Source organism: Lacrimispora sphenoides JCM 1415 (genome assembly GCF_900105615.1).
GTDB classification, from domain to species: domain Bacteria; phylum Bacillota; class Clostridia; order Lachnospirales; family Lachnospiraceae; genus Lacrimispora; species Lacrimispora sphenoides.
Genome location: NZ_LT630003.1, coordinates 121,793 through 141,162 on the forward strand (window position 1 = coordinate 121,793; position 19,370 = coordinate 141,162).

Here is a 19,370-nt window from a genome sequence, read left to right on the forward strand (position 1 = left end):
ACAGGGGGAACGATACTTGCATGAGAGTGGTAATTGTGGAAGACGAACCAAACACCAGGAACGGGATCATAAAAATCATTGAAAAGTATACGTCACATGAAGTGGTTGCAGGGGAGAGCGATGGAGAGACAGGGCTTGAAAAAGTGTTATCTTTGCATCCGGATGTGGTTATAACAGATATCAACATGCCAAAGATGGATGGACTTACCATGATCCACAAGATCAGGGAAGCGGGGATTATGACGGCGGCAGTCCTTCTGACCGGGTATTCGGAGTTTGAATATGCCCAGCGCGCCATACAGTTATCCGTAGCCGAATATTTGCTGAAACCTCTTGATGTGGAGGACATCATAGAGGTCCTTGGGACCGTGGAGAAAAAGTTAACAAAGAACAAGGTGGAGCAGGTTTCCGCAGAGCAGCTGCTGTTTTCTTTATTGACTGGAGACGGAAACGATGAAGAAATGGTTCAAAAGCAATTTTCTGAAAAGATACGAAAGCAAAAGGACCAGGTCATTTCCATGTTTCTGATCCAGTCGGAAAGCATTCTGGAAGATACAACGAACCAGATGACGGAAGTCCTGAAAGACAGCCTTGATGCAATCTGTCTGACCGGCTTTTTCATCTTTAAGCTTCCCTATGAAAAACAGATCCTTGTGATGATATCAGACGGCCAGAACGTTAAGTATTTAAAGACCATATTTAAAACCCAGATTCTGAAGGAGCTGAAGGAGAAGGGGGAATTTCTCATCAGCTATGGGGAACTTGGAAGTCTTTCCAGTCTTAAAGATACTTTAAAGCAGATGCAGGAATATCTTTCCTATACCTTTGTATTTCAGGACCAGCGGGTCATTGACAGGGAGCTGGTTAAGAATCTGTCCTTTGAAAGGGTGGAATATCCGGAATATTTGGAGCGCGGAGTAAAAAGGGACATAAGAAATGGAAACAAGGAGGGAATCAGAAGAAACGCCAGGAAATTTGAGGAGATGGTCATTCAAAGCAGGGAAGAGCCAAAGGTGATAAAAAACCATACCGTCCGTTTTGTTATGGCTGCCTTAAATACCGCGAGGGACCTGATGAAAAACAAAGACATTGAGGCCCTCTACCAATACCTGTTAAACGATATGATGAAAACCGGAATCAGGGAAATCTTTTTGAACAATTACTGGAAAGTGATTGACATGCTTGCAGATGACAGGGAAAAGGATGCTTTAACCGGCAATGGCATGATCTTAAATGTGATCGAATTCATAAGGCAGAATTATGATAAGGATGTTTCACTTTCCGATGCGGCTGATCTGGTGGGGATCACACCGGAATATTTAAGCAAGCTGTTTACCAGGGAAATGGGGATCAACTTTTGTACCTTTTTAGGGGAATTCCGTGTCAGCATTGCAAAAAAACTGCTGGCAACCGGCAATTATAAGATCCATGAGGTAGCTGAAATGGTGGGGTATAAGGATACGAAGTATTTTAATAAGGTATTTCGTTCCATTATGGGAGTGTCTCCCTCAGACTATAGAAAGGTATTCTAGGATATGAACAGGACCGTACAAAAACTTTTAATCGGTTTATGGCTGCTGGTTTCCTTTTTATTGATCAGCGTAATTTTAAAATATTACAGAGAATCCAATGAGGTGGCAGCTGAGGAGGAGAAAAGGGACCAGCTTGTGGTCATGGCTGTCAGCGAGGAGGATGAAAGCGGTGATTACTTAAAGAGACTTGTAGATGAATATTCTAAACTGCCGGGGAACCCGGAGGTCAGGATCCAGTATGTCTCTCAGTCCGGTTTTCAAAAGCAGCTGTGCATTGATAAGGATCAGAATAACCTCCCTGATCTGATCATTTGTGAAAACGTCATGACGCCTGCCCTTGAGTCCATGGGAATTCTTAGGGATTTGTCCGATTTCATGACAGCGGAGAGAGCCTCTCTGTATTTAAAGAATGCATACAGCAGCACGGTGGTAAACGGCATCTGCTATTCCGTTCCCTTTACCAGCAACCCCTATGTGGTGTTTTATAATGAGGATCATTTAAGGAAGCATAATGCCACCATTCCGGAAACGATGGAAGAGCTTCTTAAGCTGTGCAGGGAAACCAGTACCCTTGGCACCTATAATTTCGGTTTTGCCATGAAGAATAAAGAGGATATCGCCTCCAGTTTTCTGCAGATGATCTATTCTGCCGGAGGAACCTTAAGGAGCCTGGATACGGAAAACTGCATGAAACTATATGAAATGCTTGGCAATATGAGGGATGAGGGGATCATAGACCAGGATGTGATCAACTGGAATCAGAAGGAGCTAATGAAGGCATTTTCCAAGGGATATGTAAAGATCGCCATTGCAGAGCTAAGCTCCATGTCCATATTGGAGAATTCGGATAAGAAGTGCAAGTATAAAATCGCGGAAATCCCTTATATCCAGAAACAGACGTATCTGCTGCAGGGAGACAACATCGGGATCACGGTAACGGCGGATATGGAAGAATCCATAAAACTGCTGGATTACCTTACATCCAGGGAGGTGGTTAAGAGCTATTACGAAAACACCTGCTGCCTTTCCGTAAGAACGGATGTAACGGTAAATCCCGGACTGGTAAGAGGTCTTCCGGATGAATTCGTGGAACGGGAGAGAAACCAGAGCATCTTAAAAAATGCCTACACCACATGGTTTATCATATCAGATGGAATTGCAGGGAATCTAACGGCTTTTCTCGGAGACAAGACCATGACACCGGAGGAGGTTTCCAAAAGGCTTCAGGGTGACATCAGGAGCGCCATTTTAGAAAGGTAGGCGGTAAGAGTCAAGTTCCCACCACTTCAATGCCGGAAAGGCATAAGTGGTGGGGACTTACTTAATGAGATTAAAATTATACCCCTTTTCTAAAATTTTGGAATACTCTGTAAAACTTTCTTATGATATCATTTTCTTAACCACTATAAGAAACACGATTCACGGGTTACTTATAGTTAACGCGGCAGTCGCCGGAATAAGCATGCAGGCATAGTTATCCGGTTCGTTGCCCGCGTAGATAAAGATACCTTACAGGTATATGTTTCTTCCCAGAAAGTCTGGGAGACGAATAAGAGATGGGAGGGTTTTATGAAGAAAATGAAGAAAGTTGCAGCAGCGGTGCTTGCATCGGCCATGATTCTTTCCCTGGCAGCATGCCAGGGCTCCGGGACAAAGACGGAGACAACAGCCGGAGGAAAGACAGAAGCAGCTTCCGGGGAAACCGGAAAACCAGCAGAAACCCAGAGCACAGGCGGAAAGACGAAAATTTCCATCACCTTCCGGGATGGAGGAAGCGATGCTCTGAAGAACTGGTTTGAGAATGCGTATGAGACATATGATAAAAAGGATTCCATCGAACTTGACATTGCCCCCATTACTGCTTCAGAAGGAGATTATTTTGCAAAGGTGGCGCTGGCACTTCAATCAGCGGATACGGCTCCGGACATAGTCTGCGAAGATACGTTCCAGCTTCCCTCAGACGTGGCAGCCGGTTATCTTACCGATCTTTCAGCCTACTTAAAGGATTATAAGGAATGGAATGACGGGACCTTTTACGGGCCGCTGGTGGAGGGAGTTACATACAGTGACGGAAGCGTGTACGGAATCCCTTACTGTACCGATACCCGCGGATTGTGGTATAACAAGGACATATTTAAGGCAGCCGGCTTAGATACGGAGTGGCAGCCAAAAACCTGGCAGGATATCCTGGATACCTGCAAGGTCATCAAGGAGAAATGCCCGGACGTGGTGCCCTTCTGGTGCAATTCAGGAGTAGCGAGCGGAGAAGCCACCTCTATGCAGACCTATGAGATGCTTCTTTACGGGACAGGTGAGCAGCTGTTAGATGAAAATGACAAATGGATCGCATCCAGCGAAAATATTTTAAAATCCCTGAGTTTTATCAACACCATATATAAGGAAGGATACGGTCCCTCCCTTTCCAAGGTATTAAACGGAGAGGCAGGAAACATTGCTTCCAGAGAATATTTACCTGGAGGCAAGCTTGCCATTTCCTTAGACGGATACTGGATGACAGGAAATTACAAGGAAACAGGATCAGCTCCATGGCCGGAATATAAGGATAAGCTTGGTATCGCAGCCATGCCCACCTCTGAGGGGCAGAAACCGGGTAGCATCACCATGTCAGGCGGCTGGGCATTATCCATACCACAGCTTTCCGATCAAAAGGATGCGGCAATGGATTTTATCAAGCACTGCATGAGTTATGATATTTATCTGGATACCATCATTGCCCAGGGAAATATTGCAACCAGAACTGATATTGCAGCAGATCCTACATACGCTTCCCAGCCCTTTATGGAAAAGTGCACCGGCTTTTTATCCGGAGCTTTCTACAGGCCAAGAAACAGCCAGTATTCAACGGTTACCACCCATATACAGACTATGGTAGAATCGGTGGTGTCAGGTACGAGTCCGGAGGATGCAATGGCGCAGTATAAATCAGACGTGACGAACAGCGTTGGCGCAGATAATACCGTGACAAAATAAACGTTCAGGATTTGAAGGGGAGGGCTAACGTGCAATAACAAAGCACCTGGCTCTCCCTGTTTTTATCCAAACGGATATATGCCCTGAAAGACAGGGCGGAAATGAGGAAACCATGAATAAAAAAAGCAGCCCGCTGTTTGCGGAAGCAAGAAAATCAGTATTAATTCTGCCTTCTATGGTCCTTTTACTTATATTTTTTGTGATGCCGATTTTATTGACTGTTTATTATTCCTTTACAAACCTGGCATTATCAGGGGAGAATGCAAAACAGCTTAAATTTATCGGCCTGTCCAATTATGTCAGCATGTTTAAAGACCGCACCGTACGCATCAGCATAGTCAACACCCTTGTTTTTCTCCTTGGAAGCCTGATCGGGCAGCAGGTACTGGGTTTTCTCATTGCCCTTAACATGAGAAACAGAAACAGGATCTTCCGGGGGATCGTAGGTCCTGTTTTCCTGGCAGGCTGGATCATGCCGGAGGTGGTTGTGGCTTTATGCTGCAGCACCTTTTTCGGAGATGAAGGTACCTTAAACCAGATCTTTTCTTTTTTCCATCTTCCCACCGTGGAATTCCTGTTTGCCATTCCCATGGCAACGGTCATTTTAGCAAACATATGGCATGGGACTGCATTTTCCATGATGAACTTTCAGTCAGCGTTAGATGGGGTACCGGCGGATATTGAGGAAGCGGCAAAGGTGGATGGGGCAGGCCCTTTTCAGACCATGATCAGGATCATCCTTCCCTGCATCAAGAACACCATAGCCACAAATACCATGCTGAATACCTTATCGACCCTGGGCGTATTCGGGCTGATCTACATGATGACAGGCGGGGGACCTGGAACCAAAACCCTGACCCTTCCCATTTTTATGTACCGGCAGGCGTTTATTTCCCAACAGCTGGGATACGGCACGGCTATTTCCATGATTCTGCTTGTGATCGGGATTGTGCTCAGTGTTTTTTATACAAGAGTCATGAGAAAGGACTAGAGGAGGTGCTTCATGTATTGGAAATTAAGAAAAACGGTGCCCTATGGGGTGCTGACCCTATTAGCGGTTATATTTGTCCTTCCCCTGCTTTGGATCGTGCTGGCTTCCTTTGACGGCAACGCTTCTCAGGCGGTGAAGGTGCCCACCCAGTGGACCCTTGATAATTACAAGGTGATCCTGTCCAGTCAGACCAATCAGCGTGCATTTGCCAACGGACTGCTCATTTCCTTTGGACAGTCGGTCCTGGTGGTGTTTTTTGCAGGTCTGGCAGCCTATCCCCTGTCAAGATATGAACTTCGTTATAAAAATCTGTTTTTATATACGATTTTATTTATGACATCCCTTCCCATAACGGCAGTCATGGTCCCGGTGTATAAGATGTTCCTGACCATTGGACTCTATGACAAGACTTTAGGTCTCATATTATTTTTGACGGCTACCTCCATGCCTTATGGGATCTGGCTTATGAAAAATTTTATGGACAATGTTCCAATAGAACTGGAGGAGGCGGCCTGGGTAGATGGTGCGTCCACATTGGCAAGCATTAGGAAAATCATCGCTCCCTTAATGTTTCCGGGAATTTGCGTGGTTTTCATCTTTACCTTTTCAGGGAGCTGGGGCAACTTTTTTATACCCTATATCCTGTTGCAGACCCTAAATAAATTACCGGCATCTGTAACCCTATATCAATTTTTCGGACAGCATGGTATGATAATATATGGACAGTTGGCCGCTTACTCAGCCATCTATGCCATTCCTTCTATATTCCTTTATATTTTGTCACAAAATTATATGTCAAAGGGCTTTAATATGGCCGGCGCAGCCAAAGGCTGATGCATAAGGAGGAGATTACAATGATACTGATCAAAGAACGGATTGGAAAATTGGTGGAAGATCTTAAGGAACTTATCTATGTGAAAGAAGTTCCTGTCACCAGTTACCGGATGTTAAAATCCGGGGAACGCTTTTTAAATGTCCAGGACCTTCGTACCGATGACTGGGAAGAGCTTACTAGTGCAGAACTGTGGGGCGGCCACAGGGAATATTTCTGGTTTGAAACAGTCATTACCATTCCTGAAGATTTTAAGGATCAATGGGTGGTGTATGAATGCAAAACAGGAAGAGAAGGGCTGTGGGATGCCACAAATCCCCAGTTCACCATTTACGTCAATGGTGTCAGGCGGCAGGGGCTTGACGTCAATCACAGGGAGGTACTGCTGACGGAAAAGGCAGAGCCAGGTGAGACGTTTCGAATCGTTTTATCCGCATTTACCGGGGATCAGAATTTTAAGCTTGTCATGGATTCCAGGATAAAGGTGTTAGACAGGGAATCAGAACAGTATTATTATGATATTTCCGTTCCCTATCAGGTCGCCAGGCTTCTTCCTGACAGCGACAGTGCCTATCTCTCCATCATTCATGCAGTGAATGAATCCTTAAATCTTCTGGATTTAAGAAAGGAATATTCGGAAGAATATTATGAAAGCCTTAAAAAAGCCCGGCAATACATGAAGGAAGAATTCTATGATAAATATAGCGGAAACAGCAAAGAAACGGTTTACTGCGTGGGCCATACCCACATTGACGTAGCCTGGTTATGGACCCTTGCGGTTACGGAGGATAAGGCGGTAAGAAGCTTTTCCACGGTGCTGGAGCTGATGAAACAGTATCCGGAATACATCTTCATGTCAAGCCAGCCCCAGCTTTATAAATATGTTAAGAAGCATGCTCCTGAGGTTTATGAAGAGATACAAAAACGTGTTGCAGAAGGAAGATGGGAGACAGAAGGCGGCATGTTTGTGGAAGCAGACTGCAATCTTTCCTCCGGGGAGTCCCTTGTGCGCCAGTTCCTTCATGGCAAAGAATTTTTCAGGGAAGAATTGGGGAAGGACAATGAAATTCTATGGCTTCCTGATGTGTTCGGATATTCTGCCGCCCTGCCTCAGATCATGAAAAAATGCGGCATCAAATACTTTATGACTACTAAAATCAGCTGGAATGAATTCAATAAAATGCCCTATGACACCTTTGAATGGGAAGGAATTGACGGAACCAGAATTTTAACCCATTTCAGCCCAAGCCGTGACTATCATAAGGCAGCGGAAGAAGGCGGAACAGAAACCGAGCATTTCACCACCTATAACGCATACATAAATCCTTCACAGGTAAAAGGAGCCTGGGCCAGATACAGCCAGAAATACCTAAATGATGAGGTCTTAATGTCCTTTGGCTACGGAGACGGTGGCGGCGGCCCTACCAAAGATATGCTGGAAAACCAGCGGAGGCTTGAAACAGGCATACCAGGCTGTCCAAGGACTGTGATGAGTACGTCTAAGGCATTTTTTGAAAAGCTGGATAAAGAAGTAAGAGGAAAAAAATATCTGCCTTCCTGGGTCGGAGAATTATACTTGGAATACCACAGGGGCACCTATACCTCTATGGCAAGAAATAAAAAGTTCAACCGGAAATCAGAATTTTTATTTGAGAATGCAGAATTTTACTCCATGTTAGATGGAGTATTAAATCAGAATCCTTATCCCAGAGAGACCATAGAGGATGCATGGGAAGTGATTTTAAGAAACCAGTTCCATGATATCCTTCCGGGATCTTCCATTAAAGAGGTATATGAGGATTCCAAAAAGGAATACGAAACAATAGGGAAAGCTGGAAGGGAACTGGTGGATCATGCTCTTTCCAATGTTTTAGAGGGTGTGTCTGCCCATAAGGATAATTTGGTTGTATTTAATCCTAACAGCTTTGAGGGGGAGGGAGCCGTATCCTTTAAGGCTCCTGAGTACATGGAAAGCTTAGCGGTAAAGGATGGAGAGATCCTGTTTCCTGCACAGAAAGCTGGAGATGGTTCCTGGCTGTTTTGTGCTTCCCAGGTTCCTTCTAAGGGCTATAAGACCTTTGAACTGCGGGAAGGAAGCTGTGATACCGGCTTAAGAGCAGATGAGAGACATCTGGAGAATGAGTTTATCTGCGTGACCTTCCATGAAAACGGACAGATTTCTTCGATTTATGATAAGCAGAATGAACGGGAAGTGTTAAAAGAAAACAGGCATGCCAATGTACTCATGACCTATGAAGACAGACCTCACAACTATGATGCCTGGGATGTAAACAACTATTATGCAGAAAAGTCCTGGGAAATTACTGACGTAAGCAGCATGGAACTTGTGGAAAACGGTCCGGTCCGCGCTACAATTTGTGTAAAGAGAAGATATCTGGACTCCGTCATTGAACAGTACATCTCTCTGTTATACAACAGCCCGGAAATCATCATTCGCAATGAGATCGACTGGAAGGAAAACCATATCTTCTTAAAGTCGATTCTCCCGGTTGATATCCATACGGACGAAGCTACTTTTGAGATTCAGTACGGAAATGTAAAAAGAAAAACCCATTATAATACTATGTGGGATTATGCAAAATTTGAGGTATGCATGCATAAGTGGGTCGATGTTTCAGAAGATGATTATGGAGTCAGCATGATCAATGACTGTAAGTACGGCTGTCACGTCCATGACGGTGAGATCGGAATCTCCATGTTAAAGTCGGCAACCTATCCAAACCCGGATGCAGATAAGGAGCACCATAGCTTTGTATTTTCCATCTATCCTCACAAGGGCGACTGGAAAACGGCAAAAACAATACAAAAGGCTTATACCATGAATAATCCAATGACAGCTCTTGTAAAAGAGAAAGATGGAGGACACCTGCCCGGAGCCTTTTCTCTGGTAAAAGCGGATGCCGATAACGTTGTCATTGAGGTTGTGAAGCAGTCACAAAAGGGGAATGAACTCATCCTTCGCTTTTATGAGACAAACAACAGACGAACCGCCGGGAATATGACCTTTGGCATGGACATTCAGAGGATCATGGAATGCAACATGCTGGAAGAAGATGAGGCAGAAGTAACCTGCCAGGACAGAATGGCTTCTTTTGCAATTCATCCTTATGAGATCAAAACGTGGAAGGTTACGTTCCGGTAATCCTTTTTTCAAGCCGAAGCAGCAGACTTTTTAAGTCACTGCTTTGGCCTTTTTTTATGCAGCGGAAAAATAACTGGATTGTCTGATGGGTATGAAAAAAGTAGAAAAATCATGTTTATGTTTGCAGTTTTCTTCAAATGTGATACAATGATTGTATGACATCATGGAATATTTAGACGAAAGATGAATTTGAAGAAGAGGGAGTGTGAATAAATGGAAGAGGTTTCTAGAATTCCGATCGTGCAGCAGGTGGTGAACAGTATGAAGGAATTTGCTGCAGCAGACGGAATAGAAGTCGGGCAAAAATTGCCTACGGAAAAAGAATGGTGTGAGAAGCTGACGGTGGGTCGTGGTACAGTCAGAGAAGCTTTCCGTATTCTAGAGGCCCGTGGCCTGGTGGAGATCAAACCCGGACGAGGAGCATTTCTGGTCAGTAAAAAAGAGCTGGGGCAGGAAGAACTGGCAGAATGGTTCCTTAAAAATGAAGTGGAATTAAAAGATTATATCGAGGTCCGAAGTGCCGTGGAACCCTTATGTGCAAGGATCGTAGCGAAACGGGCCACTGATGCGGAGCTTGAGCAGATTGAACGGATCCATTTCCGGTTTATCCGCGCAGTGGAGGAAGAGGACATCGCCGGGATGGCAAAATATGATGAGAAGCTGCACCGGCAGATCGTGGAAGCCAGCAAAAATAAGATGCTGATTTTTATGAGCAGAAAGATTGATGAGTGCATACGGGATTTCCGGTTAAAGACTTTCCAGGTACCGCAAAATGCACAGAATGCCATAAAAGCACATCATAATATAGTGGAAGCCTTAAAAGCGCGGGACGAAGAGGTGTCAGAGCTTTATGCAAAGAGGCATATCTCTCTGATCAACACGGATTTGAATGTTATCATTAAGCGGTAAGAGGTATAAAAAGCAGCAGCAGAACGAATGGAAGTAGATCGTTCTGCTGCTTTTTTAGGGGAATTTCCAGAAAATGGAAGAGGTGTAATACAATCTCAGAGGGAAAGTGTATGACAGACCTTTGTTAGTTTTGCATAATTTTAAAAATCCTATTGACAAATTTCGATAAAAAATGTATTATTTAGTTGCGATATTGTATGACAGCAGACAAAAATGCAAACCCGGGAACGCAATAGAGAATGATATCATACAATGGTTTAAACATTTGTAACAAAAACTAGGGTATAAAAACAAAAACAAATCAAAGTATGCTACAAAAGAATGAAAAAATGTTGAGAGGTGGATTATTATGAGAAAAGTTACTGCAATTGTATTATCAGCCATGATGGCCTTATCTTTAAGCGCTTGCGGTTCCACTGCAAAGGAAAGCAATGTAACGGAAACCACAGCAGCAAGCTCTGGATCAGAAACAACCGCAGCAAAAGCAGAAGAAACCAGAGAGCCGATTAAGATCGGAGTTTCTGCACCGGATTTAACCAATGTGTTTTTCATCCAGATCAAGGATGCCATGCAGGCAGCCCTTAGCGACCCGAAGGATGAACTGATCATTCAGGATGCCGGCGGTGACCAGAATAAGCAGATGAATGACGTGGCTGATATGATCAACCAGGGCTGTGACGTTATCTGTATTTCCGCGATCAACTCAGAAGGAGTACGTGCCACTCTGGAAGCATGCAAGGAAGCTGACATACCAGTCATTGCATTCAATACCTCAGTAAAGAACCCGGAACTGGTTCAGTGTACGGTTGTTTCTGATAATAAAGAAGCCGGAAAACTGTGTGCACAGGCTCTGGCAGATTCTTTAGGCGGTAAAGGTAAAGTAGTAGAAATTACATATAGTACCACAGAAGTTTGTTATGACCGTCAGTTCGGTTTTGAAGAAGAATTAAAGAAATATCCAGACATTGAAATCATCCAGGCCAAAGACGTTGAGAAGCCAAAGTCTGATTATTCTCAGCCGATCATGGTAGACTTTATCAACGCAAACCCGGTAATCGACGGAGTATTCACAATCAATGACCCGACAGCACGCGGTGCCATCGCAGCCCTTAAAGAAGCAGGCCGCTTAGACGCTACCAAGGTTGTTTCCGTGGACGGCTCTGATGAAGGTAAAGGCTTTATCCGTGCCGGCGAAATGGTAGCATCTGCAGCACAGGATCCGGCAGGAATCGGTACAACCTGTATCGAAACCGCTTATCGTCTTCTGTCCGGACAGACCATTGAGGAGAAGGTAGTCGTACCGATGTCTATCATTACAGAGGAGAACGTAGATCAGTAATCCGTAAAGTGTTGACCCGTAGCGAAGAATGCAGAACAGGAGTGTTAAAAACATGTCAAATGAATATGTTTTTGAAATGAAAGATATAACCAAAGCGTTTGGTCGCAATGTTGTACTTGACGGAGTCAGTATTTCCATAAAGCCCGGAGAAGTCCGGGCTCTTATGGGAGAGAATGGAGCAGGAAAATCCACCTTAATGAAGATCCTTGGCGGAATTTTCAGTGCTGATTCGGGCATCATCTACATGGACGGGAAGGAAGCTTCCATAAAGACCGTAGACGATGCCCGCAAGTATGGTGTCAGTTTTATTCATCAGGAAATCACCAACATTCCTGAGATGACGATTGCAGAAAATATTTTTCTTGGCCGGGAACCAAAAAACCATTTGAAGTTGGTGGATTACCGGAAAATGAAGCATGAGGCGCAGAAAGCTCTTGATGCGCTGGGACTGGATCTGGATGCTGGAATGCTGATTCGGGGGTTATCCGTAGCCCAGCAGCAGATGATAGAAATTGCAAGAGCGGTGAATGAGGGGGCAAAAATCCTGATTCTGGACGAACCCACAGCATCTTTGTCAAAAAGCGAGACAGACAATCTGTTTGCACAGATCGACCGTTTAAGAAAAGCCGGAGTTGCGATGATCTACATCTCCCATCGTATGGAAGAGACCTTTAAGGTCTGCGATTCGGTAACGGTACTCCGTGACGGTAAGTTTATAGGAACCAGAGATACAAAAGAAACAACAGAAAATGAATTAATCAGTATGATGGTAGGCCGTGAATTTAACAACATGTATGGAAACAAACGTGTCATCGGCGGGGACGTCATCATGGAAGTGAAACATTTAACAACCGATAAGGTATTTGATATCAGTTTTACATTGAGAAAAGGGGAAATACTTGGATTCTCAGGATTAGTAGGGGCGGGGCGTACCGAGCTGGCACTGGCGTTATTCGGCATTGACAGCATTCAGTCAGGAGAGATCTGGCTGGAAGGGAAAAAACTTACCATCAGTAAACCGGGGGATGCAATGAACGCAGGCATCGCACTGGTGCCGGAAGAGCGTAAGGAGCAGGGGCTTTTCCTTAGCCATAGCATTGCAACCAATCTGACATTCCAGGTGCTTTCTGATTTTATACATCAGTTACGAGTGGACAAGAAAAAGGAATCGAATATTGTAGATGAGTTCAAGCAGAAGCTTTCTATTAAGATGGCCTCCGTGGAACAGACGGCAGGAGAGCTTTCCGGCGGCAACCAGCAGAAGATCGTTATATCCAAATGGCTGGCAGCAAAGCCGAAGGTACTCATTCTGGACGAACCGACCCGAGGGATCGACGTAGGCGCAAAGGCAGAGATATATAAGCTGATGCACAGCCTGGCCAGTGAAGGAGTTTCTATTATTATGATCTCTTCGGAGCTTCCTGAGATCATCAATAACTCCAGCCGGGTTGCCATCATGAGGGAAGGACATCTGGCCGGAATTCTAGACCAGCAGGAGACGGAAGCTACACAGGAAACGATCATGTCATTTGCAGTGGGAGGAGAACATACAACATGTTAAGCAAGAAGAATCAATCAGAGACATCTGAGATACAAGCACCAAGCCTCTGGAACACCAATCCCTTGATGATCTGGCTGAAGCGCAATATGGCAGCCATGATCGCGTTGGTATTCCTGTGTATTATTTTATCGATTACAACCGATACCTTTCTTGTTAAAAATAACCTGCTCAGCGTATTGCGCCAGGTCTGCGTCAATGGTTTTATTGCATTCGGTATCACATGCGTTCTGATTTGCGGCGGCATTGACTTATCCGTAGGCTCCGTTGTAGCGGCTGCCGGTGTTATTGCCGTACGCTGCGGAAATGCAGGACTGCCGGTTATCCTTTGCTTTCTGATCCCCCTGTTATTTGGTGCGGTCATCGGTCTTTTCAATGGATATGTTATTTCGCACACAACTCTGCCGCCATTTATCGTAACCTTATCCATGCAGATTATCGTACGAGGTGTCAGCTACATATTAACAGGCGGTCAGCCCGCACAGTCCAATAACGAAACATTCAACAACATGGGAGTAGGAAGCTTCCTTGGAATTCCCATTCCGGTTGTATTTGTAATCGTTGCATTTGTAATTCTTTATTTCATCATGAACCGTACCTCCTTTGGTCGTCATGTCTATGCCACCGGCGGAAACAAGGAAGCAGCTAAATACGCCGGTGTTGATACCAAATGGATCCAGGTAAGGGTATTCATCATCAGTGGTGTGATGGCAGCCTTAGCCGGCGTGGTTCTGGCAGCAAGGCTGTATTCCGGTCAGCCATCCGTAGGAGAAGGCTTTGAGCGAGATGCAATTGCAGCTTCCGTACTTGGCGGTACAAGCTTTAACGGCGGTATCGGTACAATGGGCGGAACCGTGATCGGTGTGCTGATCATCGGTGTTCTCAATAACGGTATGAACTTACTTAAGATAAGCAGCTACTGGCAGTTTGTAGTAAAGGGATGCGTAATCCTTGGAGCGGTGTACGTGGATTACTTAAAAAAGAGAGGTTCTCTCAAAAAGTAATATTACATAATTTAGACGGAGGCATAAGAACATGATGGACATTGTGGAATTAAAAGGGAAATGCAAGGATATCCGCAAGGATATTATAAATATGACAGCTGATGCAGCCAGCGGCCATCCAGGCGGTTCTTTATCAGCGGTAGAGCTGATGGCAGCACTGTTTTATACACAGATGCGGGTAGATCCAAAGGATCCGGACAATGAGGACCGGGACCGCTTTGTACTGAGCAAGGGACATGCAGCTCCCTGCTATTATGCGGTATTAGGCGAGATGGGCTTTTTTGACAAAGCGGAATTCAAGAACTTCCGTCAGCTCCACAGCATTCTTCAGGGACATCCAGATGCAAAAAAGGTTCCCGGAATCGATGCTTCCACCGGCTCTCTGGGACAGGGAATCTCCATTGCGGTAGGAATGGCACTTGGAGCAAAGGCTCAGAATAAGGATACAAAGGTATATACCCTGCTTGGAGATGGAGAGCTTCAGGAAGGACAGGTTTGGGAGGCATGCATGGCAGCAGCCAACTACCATCTGGACAATCTTACGATCATCATTGATAATAACGGTCTTCAGATCGACGGAAGCAATGAACAGGTTATGTCCCTCGGTGATTTATCTTCCAAATTCAAAGCTTTTGGATTTAATGTACTGGAGCTTCCGGATGGCAACAATCTGGAAGAAGTTCTGGCAGCATACTCCATCAGCACCATGGAAGGAAAGCCAAAATGCATCCTGGCACACACTGTAAAAGGAAAAGGCGTTTCCTTTATGGAAAACCAGGTAGGCTGGCACGGTAAGGCACCAAGTGAAGCAGAAAGACAGCAGGCATTAAAGGAACTGGAGGGTTAATGACATGAGTGAAATGAAAGCAATTAGAGTGGCATATGGTGAGGCACTTGCTGAACTTGGCGAGGCAAATGAAAAAGTTGTTGTAATGGATGCGGATCTGGCACATGCTACCATGACTGCGACCTTTGCAGAAAAGTTCCCGGAGAGGTTTTTTAATGCAGGCATTGCAGAAGCAAACATGGTTGATATGAGTGCAGGCCTTTCTACCATGGGATACATACCTTTCTGCAGCACCTTTGCCATATTTGGCGCAGGACGGGCTTATGAGCAGGTAAGAAATGGTGTCGCTTACCCTAATTTCAATGTAAAGCTGGGTATGACCCATTCCGGAATCACACTTGGCGAAGACGGCGGAAGCCACCAGGCCATTGAAGATATGGCTCTTATGCGGGTAATCCCCGGCATGACCGTGATCGTTCCCTGTGATGCCAGCGAAACCCACCGTGCCGTTAAGGCAGTTGCAGATATGCAGGGTCCTGCTTATCTTCGCCTCGCAAGACTTCCAAGCCCGGTGTTTGAAGAGGATATGCCCTTTGTAATCGGAAAGGCAAACGTATTAAAAGAAGGTACGGATGCAGTGGTATTTGCCTGCGGCATCATGGTATCTACCGTACTGGAATGCTCAAAGAAGCTTGAGGCAGAAGGAAAATCCGTCACTGTTGTCAATATGCATACCATTAAGCCTATTGACAGGGAGTGCATTTTGAAATATGCTGAGAAGTGTAAGAATGTTATAACCGTGGAAGAACACAGCATCATCGGCGGTCTTGGAGATGCAGTTGGCGATGTTCTTCTGGAAAATAAGTGTAATGTCACATTTAAAAAGATCGGTGTACAGGACCGGTTCGGTCAGTCCGGAAAGCCGGAAGAGCTTCTGGAGGAATACGGACTGAGTGAGAAACAAGTATATAATCAGATAAAAGGAGTGTTGGAAGCATGAGAATCGCATTAATTAATGAGAACAGCCAGGCGGCTAAAAACGAAATGATTTACAACAGCTTAAAGAAGGTTGCAGATACAAAGGGCTATACAGTGGATAACTATGGCATGTATTCTGCAGAGGACAGCAATTCCCTGACTTATGTACAGAACGGAATCCTGGCAGCCATTCTTTTAAACTCCGGAGCAGCGGATTATGTAATTACCGGATGCGGAACCGGCGAAGGTGCCATGCTGGCTTTAAACAGCTTCCCGGGCGTGATCTGCGGTCATGTGTGTGACCCAAGCGACGGCTACATGTTTGCACAGATCAACGACGGCAATGCGATCGCAATGCCATTTGCAAAGGGCTTTGGCTGGGGTGCAGAACTGAATCTGGAGTATACATTTGAAAAATTATTCTCTGAAGAAAGCGGACAGGGCTATCCAAGAGAGAGAGCCATTCCGGAGCAGAGAAATAAAAAAATCTTAGATGTGGTAAGAGAAAATAACTTAAAGGATATCCTGACCTGCTTAAAGGGACTTGACCAGGAACTGGTAAAGGGAGCTGTTGGCGGCGAGAAATTCGGAGAGCTGTTCTTCGCAAACTGCAAGGATGAATCCATTGCAGAATATGTAAAGAGCCTGCTGGCATAGGAGGTTCCTAATGCTGAAAAACAAACCATCGGGAGTTGCCCATGTGGCGATTCCCACGGATGAACCGGAAGCAACCGTATTTTTCTACGAGAATCTGGGATTTACCAGACTGGTGGATGGAGGAATCCGCGGAATGCTGCAATGCGGGACCTGTGTCATTGAATACTATCCCAGACGCCAGGAGATAAAGCCCATCGGTAACATCGATCACATTGCCCTGACTTGCGAAAACCTGGATGAAGCATATGAGGAAATCGTGGCCCTGGGACATAAACTTTTATCCGACGGAATAGAATCCAACCAGATGTTTGCACCTCTCCCCAATCGTTTCTTTCTTTTTCAGGGACCGAATGGTGAGAAGATTGAATTTTGCAAAGTTGGCTAGTTATGAATAAATATAACATTTAAGGAGAATTGCCATGAGATTTTTTATCGATACAGCAAATACGGAAGACGTAAAGAAAGCAAACGATATGGGCATCATCTGCGGTGTTACCACGAATCCTTCCCTGATCGCCAAAGAAGGCCGGGATTTCGTTGAAGTCATCAAAGAAATCACTTCTATTGTGGACGGACCCATCAGCGGAGAAGTGAAAGCGACAACTGAGGATGCAGAAGGCATGATCAAAGAGGGCCGTGAAATCGCAGCGATCCATCCCAATATGGTAGTAAAGATCCCTATGACCGTGGAAGGACTGAAAGCCGTTAAGGTATTGACTGCAGAAGGAATCAAGACCAATGTGACACTGGTGTTTTCTGCCGCTCAGGCACTTTTGGCTGCCCGCGCAGGCGCAACCTACGTTTCACCGTTTTTGGGCCGTCTGGATGATATTTCTATGCCAGGCATTGATTTGATCTGTGACATCATGGATATTTTCAGGGAACACGGAATTGAGACAGAAATCATTGCAGCCAGCGTCCGCAATCCGATCCATGTCATCGACTGTGCAAAGGCAGGAGCCGACATTGCTACGGTACCTTACAGTGTACTGGTACAGATGGTAAAGCACCCGCTGACCGATCAGGGAATTGAGAAATTCAAGGCGGATTATAAAGCAGTATTTGGTGAATAACCAGTAGAGTAGTTTAGGGCGGAGCCTTTTCAGGCTTCGCCCTTTCTTTCTATTTTTTGATTCAGGTTATCAGACCCAGCAGCTTCAGACCCAGCAGCTTCAGAACTTCGCGTGGTCCTTCTGACGATTCCTTAAGCCATTATCATGCCGGACGTTCAACCAGGATTTATTGAATAGGGATACAGATTTCACAAAGGTGCCGCTCTATAAGTTCTGCCTTATAACGTTCTAAAATCGGCCGTGAAGAATCAGGAATATAGCTTTCTGCAAAAAGCTGCGGGAAAACTTCTTCCCAGGCCCGCTTAACTGCCTCGGCTGTGTGATCGATGGTAAAGACTCCATACTTGCCCCCGGTGATGCTGCCAATGTGAACCTCCTTTTCAATGGAAGAGTTACCAACAGAGCCGCCAACAGAGCCACCAACAGAACTACCGCCAGGGCATCCGTCAGGCAGAAGGATACAGGCATCATACCGGCATGCTTCGGGCGGTATCATCTGTGGATTATCCTGGGCGATACCCAGAATGACGGAATGGCTGTTCATTAAATCCCTGGACTTTGCCCAGTGCTTTAAGCGTTCCATGGTCTCTGTATTGCCCGGACCATAAGGGCCGGTATGCCTGATATAAGCCATGGAGCAGGGAGCTATTTGTTCTATTTGTTCTATTTTTAAAGTCATTGTATTTCCTTCTTTCCTTGTATTAGGACCGGTCCTTTTCCACAGTACAATGATATAAAATGAAATGCAACTGAACTTTTAAACGTTGTGCAATTTCACCAATGGATTCCCCGGAACAGGAGCCTGGGGATCTTACTCTTGCATAATTAAAAAAGTAGTAATAAAATGGTTATAAGATTTGATTTGTTATGGTAACGGATCATGGCCATTACTGGAAATTTAAGGAGAATGGCAAGCTTTGCAATGTTGGAATAGAAGTTTTATAATGCACGAACGGAGGAACCGGAATGAAAAATGAAATACTTGCTAAAGAACACTGCCCATACTGTAAAAGACATTGTTCTTTAATAGATCCCCACTGCGGAAAAGGAAGAGCATTGGCGGAAAAGAGAAAAAAGGAAGAGAAGAAGGTAAAAGAAGAAAAAAAGGAACCAGCCATGGATCCTGAAACGGTAGAATGGAAAGATATCCAGTCCGAAATCAGACTGATACACCTTTTTAATAATGTCAGCTGTCTGCTGCCTGAGCGGAAAGCCGGGAAGCAGGGAGGGAAAGGGGTCAGGCTTTATATAATGGCAGAATTGGCTGAAAAAGGTGACCTGACACAAAAGGAGCTTAAGGAAAATTCCGGGCCGCTTTTTAAAGAGCTGGAGGAGGCTTTGCAAAAGCTGGAGAAAAAGGGCTATATCAGCCGGAAGCAGGATGAAGGAAAAGACATAAAGATCTCACTGACCGGTAAGGGATACGAGTCGGCCAAAGAACATATGAGGGAGTGGAAGAGGGAGAATGACAGTATTTTTTCCCCGCTTACAGAGGATGAAAAAGGTTCGCTGGAACAAATTCTGAAAAAAATTCACCCCTGAATAAACTACGCCAT

At 45.1% G+C, this 19,370-nt stretch carries 17 protein-coding genes; 16 read left to right on the plus strand and 1 reads right to left on the minus strand.

Annotated elements, in window-relative coordinates:
- The first annotated feature begins 20 nt into the window (after positions 1–20).
- The 15 genes from BMX69_RS00490 to fsa all read left to right on the plus strand — a co-directional run bounded on the left by BMX69_RS00490 (position 21) and on the right by fsa (position 17,814).
- Positions 21–1,532, plus strand: coding sequence for a response regulator transcription factor (locus tag BMX69_RS00490; RefSeq protein ID WP_100041236.1), 1,512 nt, complete (start codon positions 21–23; stop codon positions 1,530–1,532).
- 3 nt (positions 1,533–1,535) lie between these two features.
- Complete coding sequence (locus BMX69_RS00495; RefSeq protein WP_100041237.1) at positions 1,536–2,792, plus strand: ABC transporter substrate-binding protein; 1,257 nt, start codon at positions 1,536–1,538, stop codon at positions 2,790–2,792.
- A 309-nt stretch (positions 2,793–3,101) separates the two neighbouring features.
- On the plus strand, positions 3,102–4,523 hold the full coding sequence (locus BMX69_RS00500; protein ID WP_054790650.1) for an extracellular solute-binding protein: 1,422 nt from the start codon (positions 3,102–3,104) through the stop codon (positions 4,521–4,523).
- Between the two features lie 112 nt (positions 4,524–4,635).
- The gene (locus tag BMX69_RS00505; protein ID WP_100041238.1) at positions 4,636–5,514 is read left to right on the plus strand and encodes a carbohydrate ABC transporter permease; all 879 of its coding nucleotides are present in this window, start codon (positions 4,636–4,638) and stop codon (positions 5,512–5,514) included.
- A 12-nt stretch (positions 5,515–5,526) separates the two neighbouring features.
- Entirely contained in the window at positions 5,527–6,348 is an 822-nt protein-coding gene (locus BMX69_RS00510; RefSeq protein ID WP_100041239.1) for a carbohydrate ABC transporter permease, read from the plus strand.
- A gap of 20 nt (positions 6,349–6,368) precedes the next feature.
- Complete coding sequence (locus BMX69_RS00515; RefSeq protein WP_100041240.1) at positions 6,369–9,509, plus strand: alpha-mannosidase; 3,141 nt, start codon at positions 6,369–6,371, stop codon at positions 9,507–9,509.
- A gap of 213 nt (positions 9,510–9,722) precedes the next feature.
- A complete protein-coding gene (locus tag BMX69_RS00520) occupies positions 9,723–10,418 on the plus strand; it encodes a FadR/GntR family transcriptional regulator (protein WP_100041241.1) in 696 nt (231 codons plus the stop codon).
- A 349-nt stretch (positions 10,419–10,767) separates the two neighbouring features.
- Positions 10,768–11,757 carry a sugar ABC transporter substrate-binding protein gene (locus tag BMX69_RS00525; RefSeq protein ID WP_054790653.1) on the plus strand — a complete coding sequence of 330 codons (990 nt, stop codon included), beginning with the start codon at positions 10,768–10,770 and terminating at the stop codon, positions 11,755–11,757.
- Positions 11,758–11,809: 52 nt separating this feature from the next.
- Positions 11,810–13,318, plus strand: coding sequence for a sugar ABC transporter ATP-binding protein (locus BMX69_RS00530; RefSeq protein WP_100041242.1), 1,509 nt, complete (start codon positions 11,810–11,812; stop codon positions 13,316–13,318).
- The gene (locus tag BMX69_RS00535) at positions 13,312–14,319 is read left to right on the plus strand and encodes an ABC transporter permease (RefSeq protein ID WP_025231612.1); all 1,008 of its coding nucleotides are present in this window, start codon (positions 13,312–13,314) and stop codon (positions 14,317–14,319) included. Before BMX69_RS00530 ends, BMX69_RS00535 begins: the two co-directional genes overlap by 7 nt.
- A 34-nt stretch (positions 14,320–14,353) precedes the next feature.
- Positions 14,354–15,166, plus strand: coding sequence for a transketolase (locus tag BMX69_RS00540; protein WP_025231613.1), 813 nt, complete (start codon positions 14,354–14,356; stop codon positions 15,164–15,166).
- 4 nt (positions 15,167–15,170) lie between these two features.
- A complete protein-coding gene (locus BMX69_RS00545) occupies positions 15,171–16,106 on the plus strand; it encodes a transketolase family protein (protein ID WP_100041243.1) in 936 nt (311 codons plus the stop codon).
- A complete protein-coding gene (locus tag BMX69_RS00550; RefSeq protein ID WP_054790654.1) occupies positions 16,103–16,741 on the plus strand; it encodes an RpiB/LacA/LacB family sugar-phosphate isomerase in 639 nt (212 codons plus the stop codon). Before BMX69_RS00545 ends, BMX69_RS00550 begins: the two co-directional genes overlap by 4 nt.
- A gap of 10 nt (positions 16,742–16,751) precedes the next feature.
- Positions 16,752–17,126, plus strand: a complete 375-nt coding sequence (locus BMX69_RS00555) for a VOC family protein (protein WP_054790655.1) — start codon at positions 16,752–16,754, stop codon at positions 17,124–17,126.
- A gap of 34 nt (positions 17,127–17,160) precedes the next feature.
- Entirely contained in the window at positions 17,161–17,814 is a 654-nt protein-coding gene (gene fsa, locus BMX69_RS00560) for a fructose-6-phosphate aldolase (RefSeq protein ID WP_054790656.1), read from the plus strand.
- A 166-nt stretch (positions 17,815–17,980) separates the two neighbouring features.
- Here fsa and BMX69_RS00565 read toward each other — a convergent pair whose 3' ends face one another.
- On the minus strand, positions 17,981–18,493 hold the full coding sequence (locus BMX69_RS00565) for an AraC family transcriptional regulator (protein ID WP_054790657.1): 513 nt from the start codon (positions 18,491–18,493) through the stop codon (positions 17,981–17,983).
- A gap of 287 nt (positions 18,494–18,780) precedes the next feature.
- On the opposite strand from BMX69_RS00565, the gene BMX69_RS00570 reads away from it, so the two are divergent.
- The gene (locus BMX69_RS00570; protein ID WP_100041244.1) at positions 18,781–19,356 is read left to right on the plus strand and encodes a MarR family winged helix-turn-helix transcriptional regulator; all 576 of its coding nucleotides are present in this window, start codon (positions 18,781–18,783) and stop codon (positions 19,354–19,356) included.
- The last annotated feature ends 14 nt before the right edge of the window (positions 19,357–19,370 follow it).

Coding starts and splice junctions, on each gene's coding strand:
- BMX69_RS00490 (WP_100041236.1), top strand. CDS start 21: ATGAGAGTGGTAATTGTGGAAGACGAACCAAACACCAGGAACGGGATC.
- BMX69_RS00495 (WP_100041237.1), top strand. CDS start 1,536: ATGAACAGGACCGTACAAAAACTTTTAATCGGTTTATGGCTGCTGGTT.
- BMX69_RS00500 (WP_054790650.1), top strand. CDS start 3,102: ATGAAGAAAATGAAGAAAGTTGCAGCAGCGGTGCTTGCATCGGCCATG.
- BMX69_RS00505 (WP_100041238.1), top strand. CDS start 4,636: ATGAATAAAAAAAGCAGCCCGCTGTTTGCGGAAGCAAGAAAATCAGTA.
- BMX69_RS00510 (WP_100041239.1), top strand. CDS start 5,527: ATGTATTGGAAATTAAGAAAAACGGTGCCCTATGGGGTGCTGACCCTA.
- BMX69_RS00515 (WP_100041240.1), top strand. CDS start 6,369: ATGATACTGATCAAAGAACGGATTGGAAAATTGGTGGAAGATCTTAAG.
- BMX69_RS00520 (WP_100041241.1), top strand. CDS start 9,723: ATGGAAGAGGTTTCTAGAATTCCGATCGTGCAGCAGGTGGTGAACAGT.
- BMX69_RS00525 (WP_054790653.1), top strand. CDS start 10,768: ATGAGAAAAGTTACTGCAATTGTATTATCAGCCATGATGGCCTTATCT.
- BMX69_RS00530 (WP_100041242.1), top strand. CDS start 11,810: ATGTCAAATGAATATGTTTTTGAAATGAAAGATATAACCAAAGCGTTT.
- BMX69_RS00535 (WP_025231612.1), top strand. CDS start 13,312: ATGTTAAGCAAGAAGAATCAATCAGAGACATCTGAGATACAAGCACCA.
- BMX69_RS00540 (WP_025231613.1), top strand. CDS start 14,354: ATGGACATTGTGGAATTAAAAGGGAAATGCAAGGATATCCGCAAGGAT.
- BMX69_RS00545 (WP_100041243.1), top strand. CDS start 15,171: ATGAGTGAAATGAAAGCAATTAGAGTGGCATATGGTGAGGCACTTGCT.
- BMX69_RS00550 (WP_054790654.1), top strand. CDS start 16,103: ATGAGAATCGCATTAATTAATGAGAACAGCCAGGCGGCTAAAAACGAA.
- BMX69_RS00555 (WP_054790655.1), top strand. CDS start 16,752: ATGCTGAAAAACAAACCATCGGGAGTTGCCCATGTGGCGATTCCCACG.
- fsa (WP_054790656.1), top strand. CDS start 17,161: ATGAGATTTTTTATCGATACAGCAAATACGGAAGACGTAAAGAAAGCA.
- BMX69_RS00565 (WP_054790657.1), bottom strand. CDS start 18,493: ATGACTTTAAAAATAGAACAAATAGAACAAATAGCTCCCTGCTCCATG.
- BMX69_RS00570 (WP_100041244.1), top strand. CDS start 18,781: ATGAAAAATGAAATACTTGCTAAAGAACACTGCCCATACTGTAAAAGA.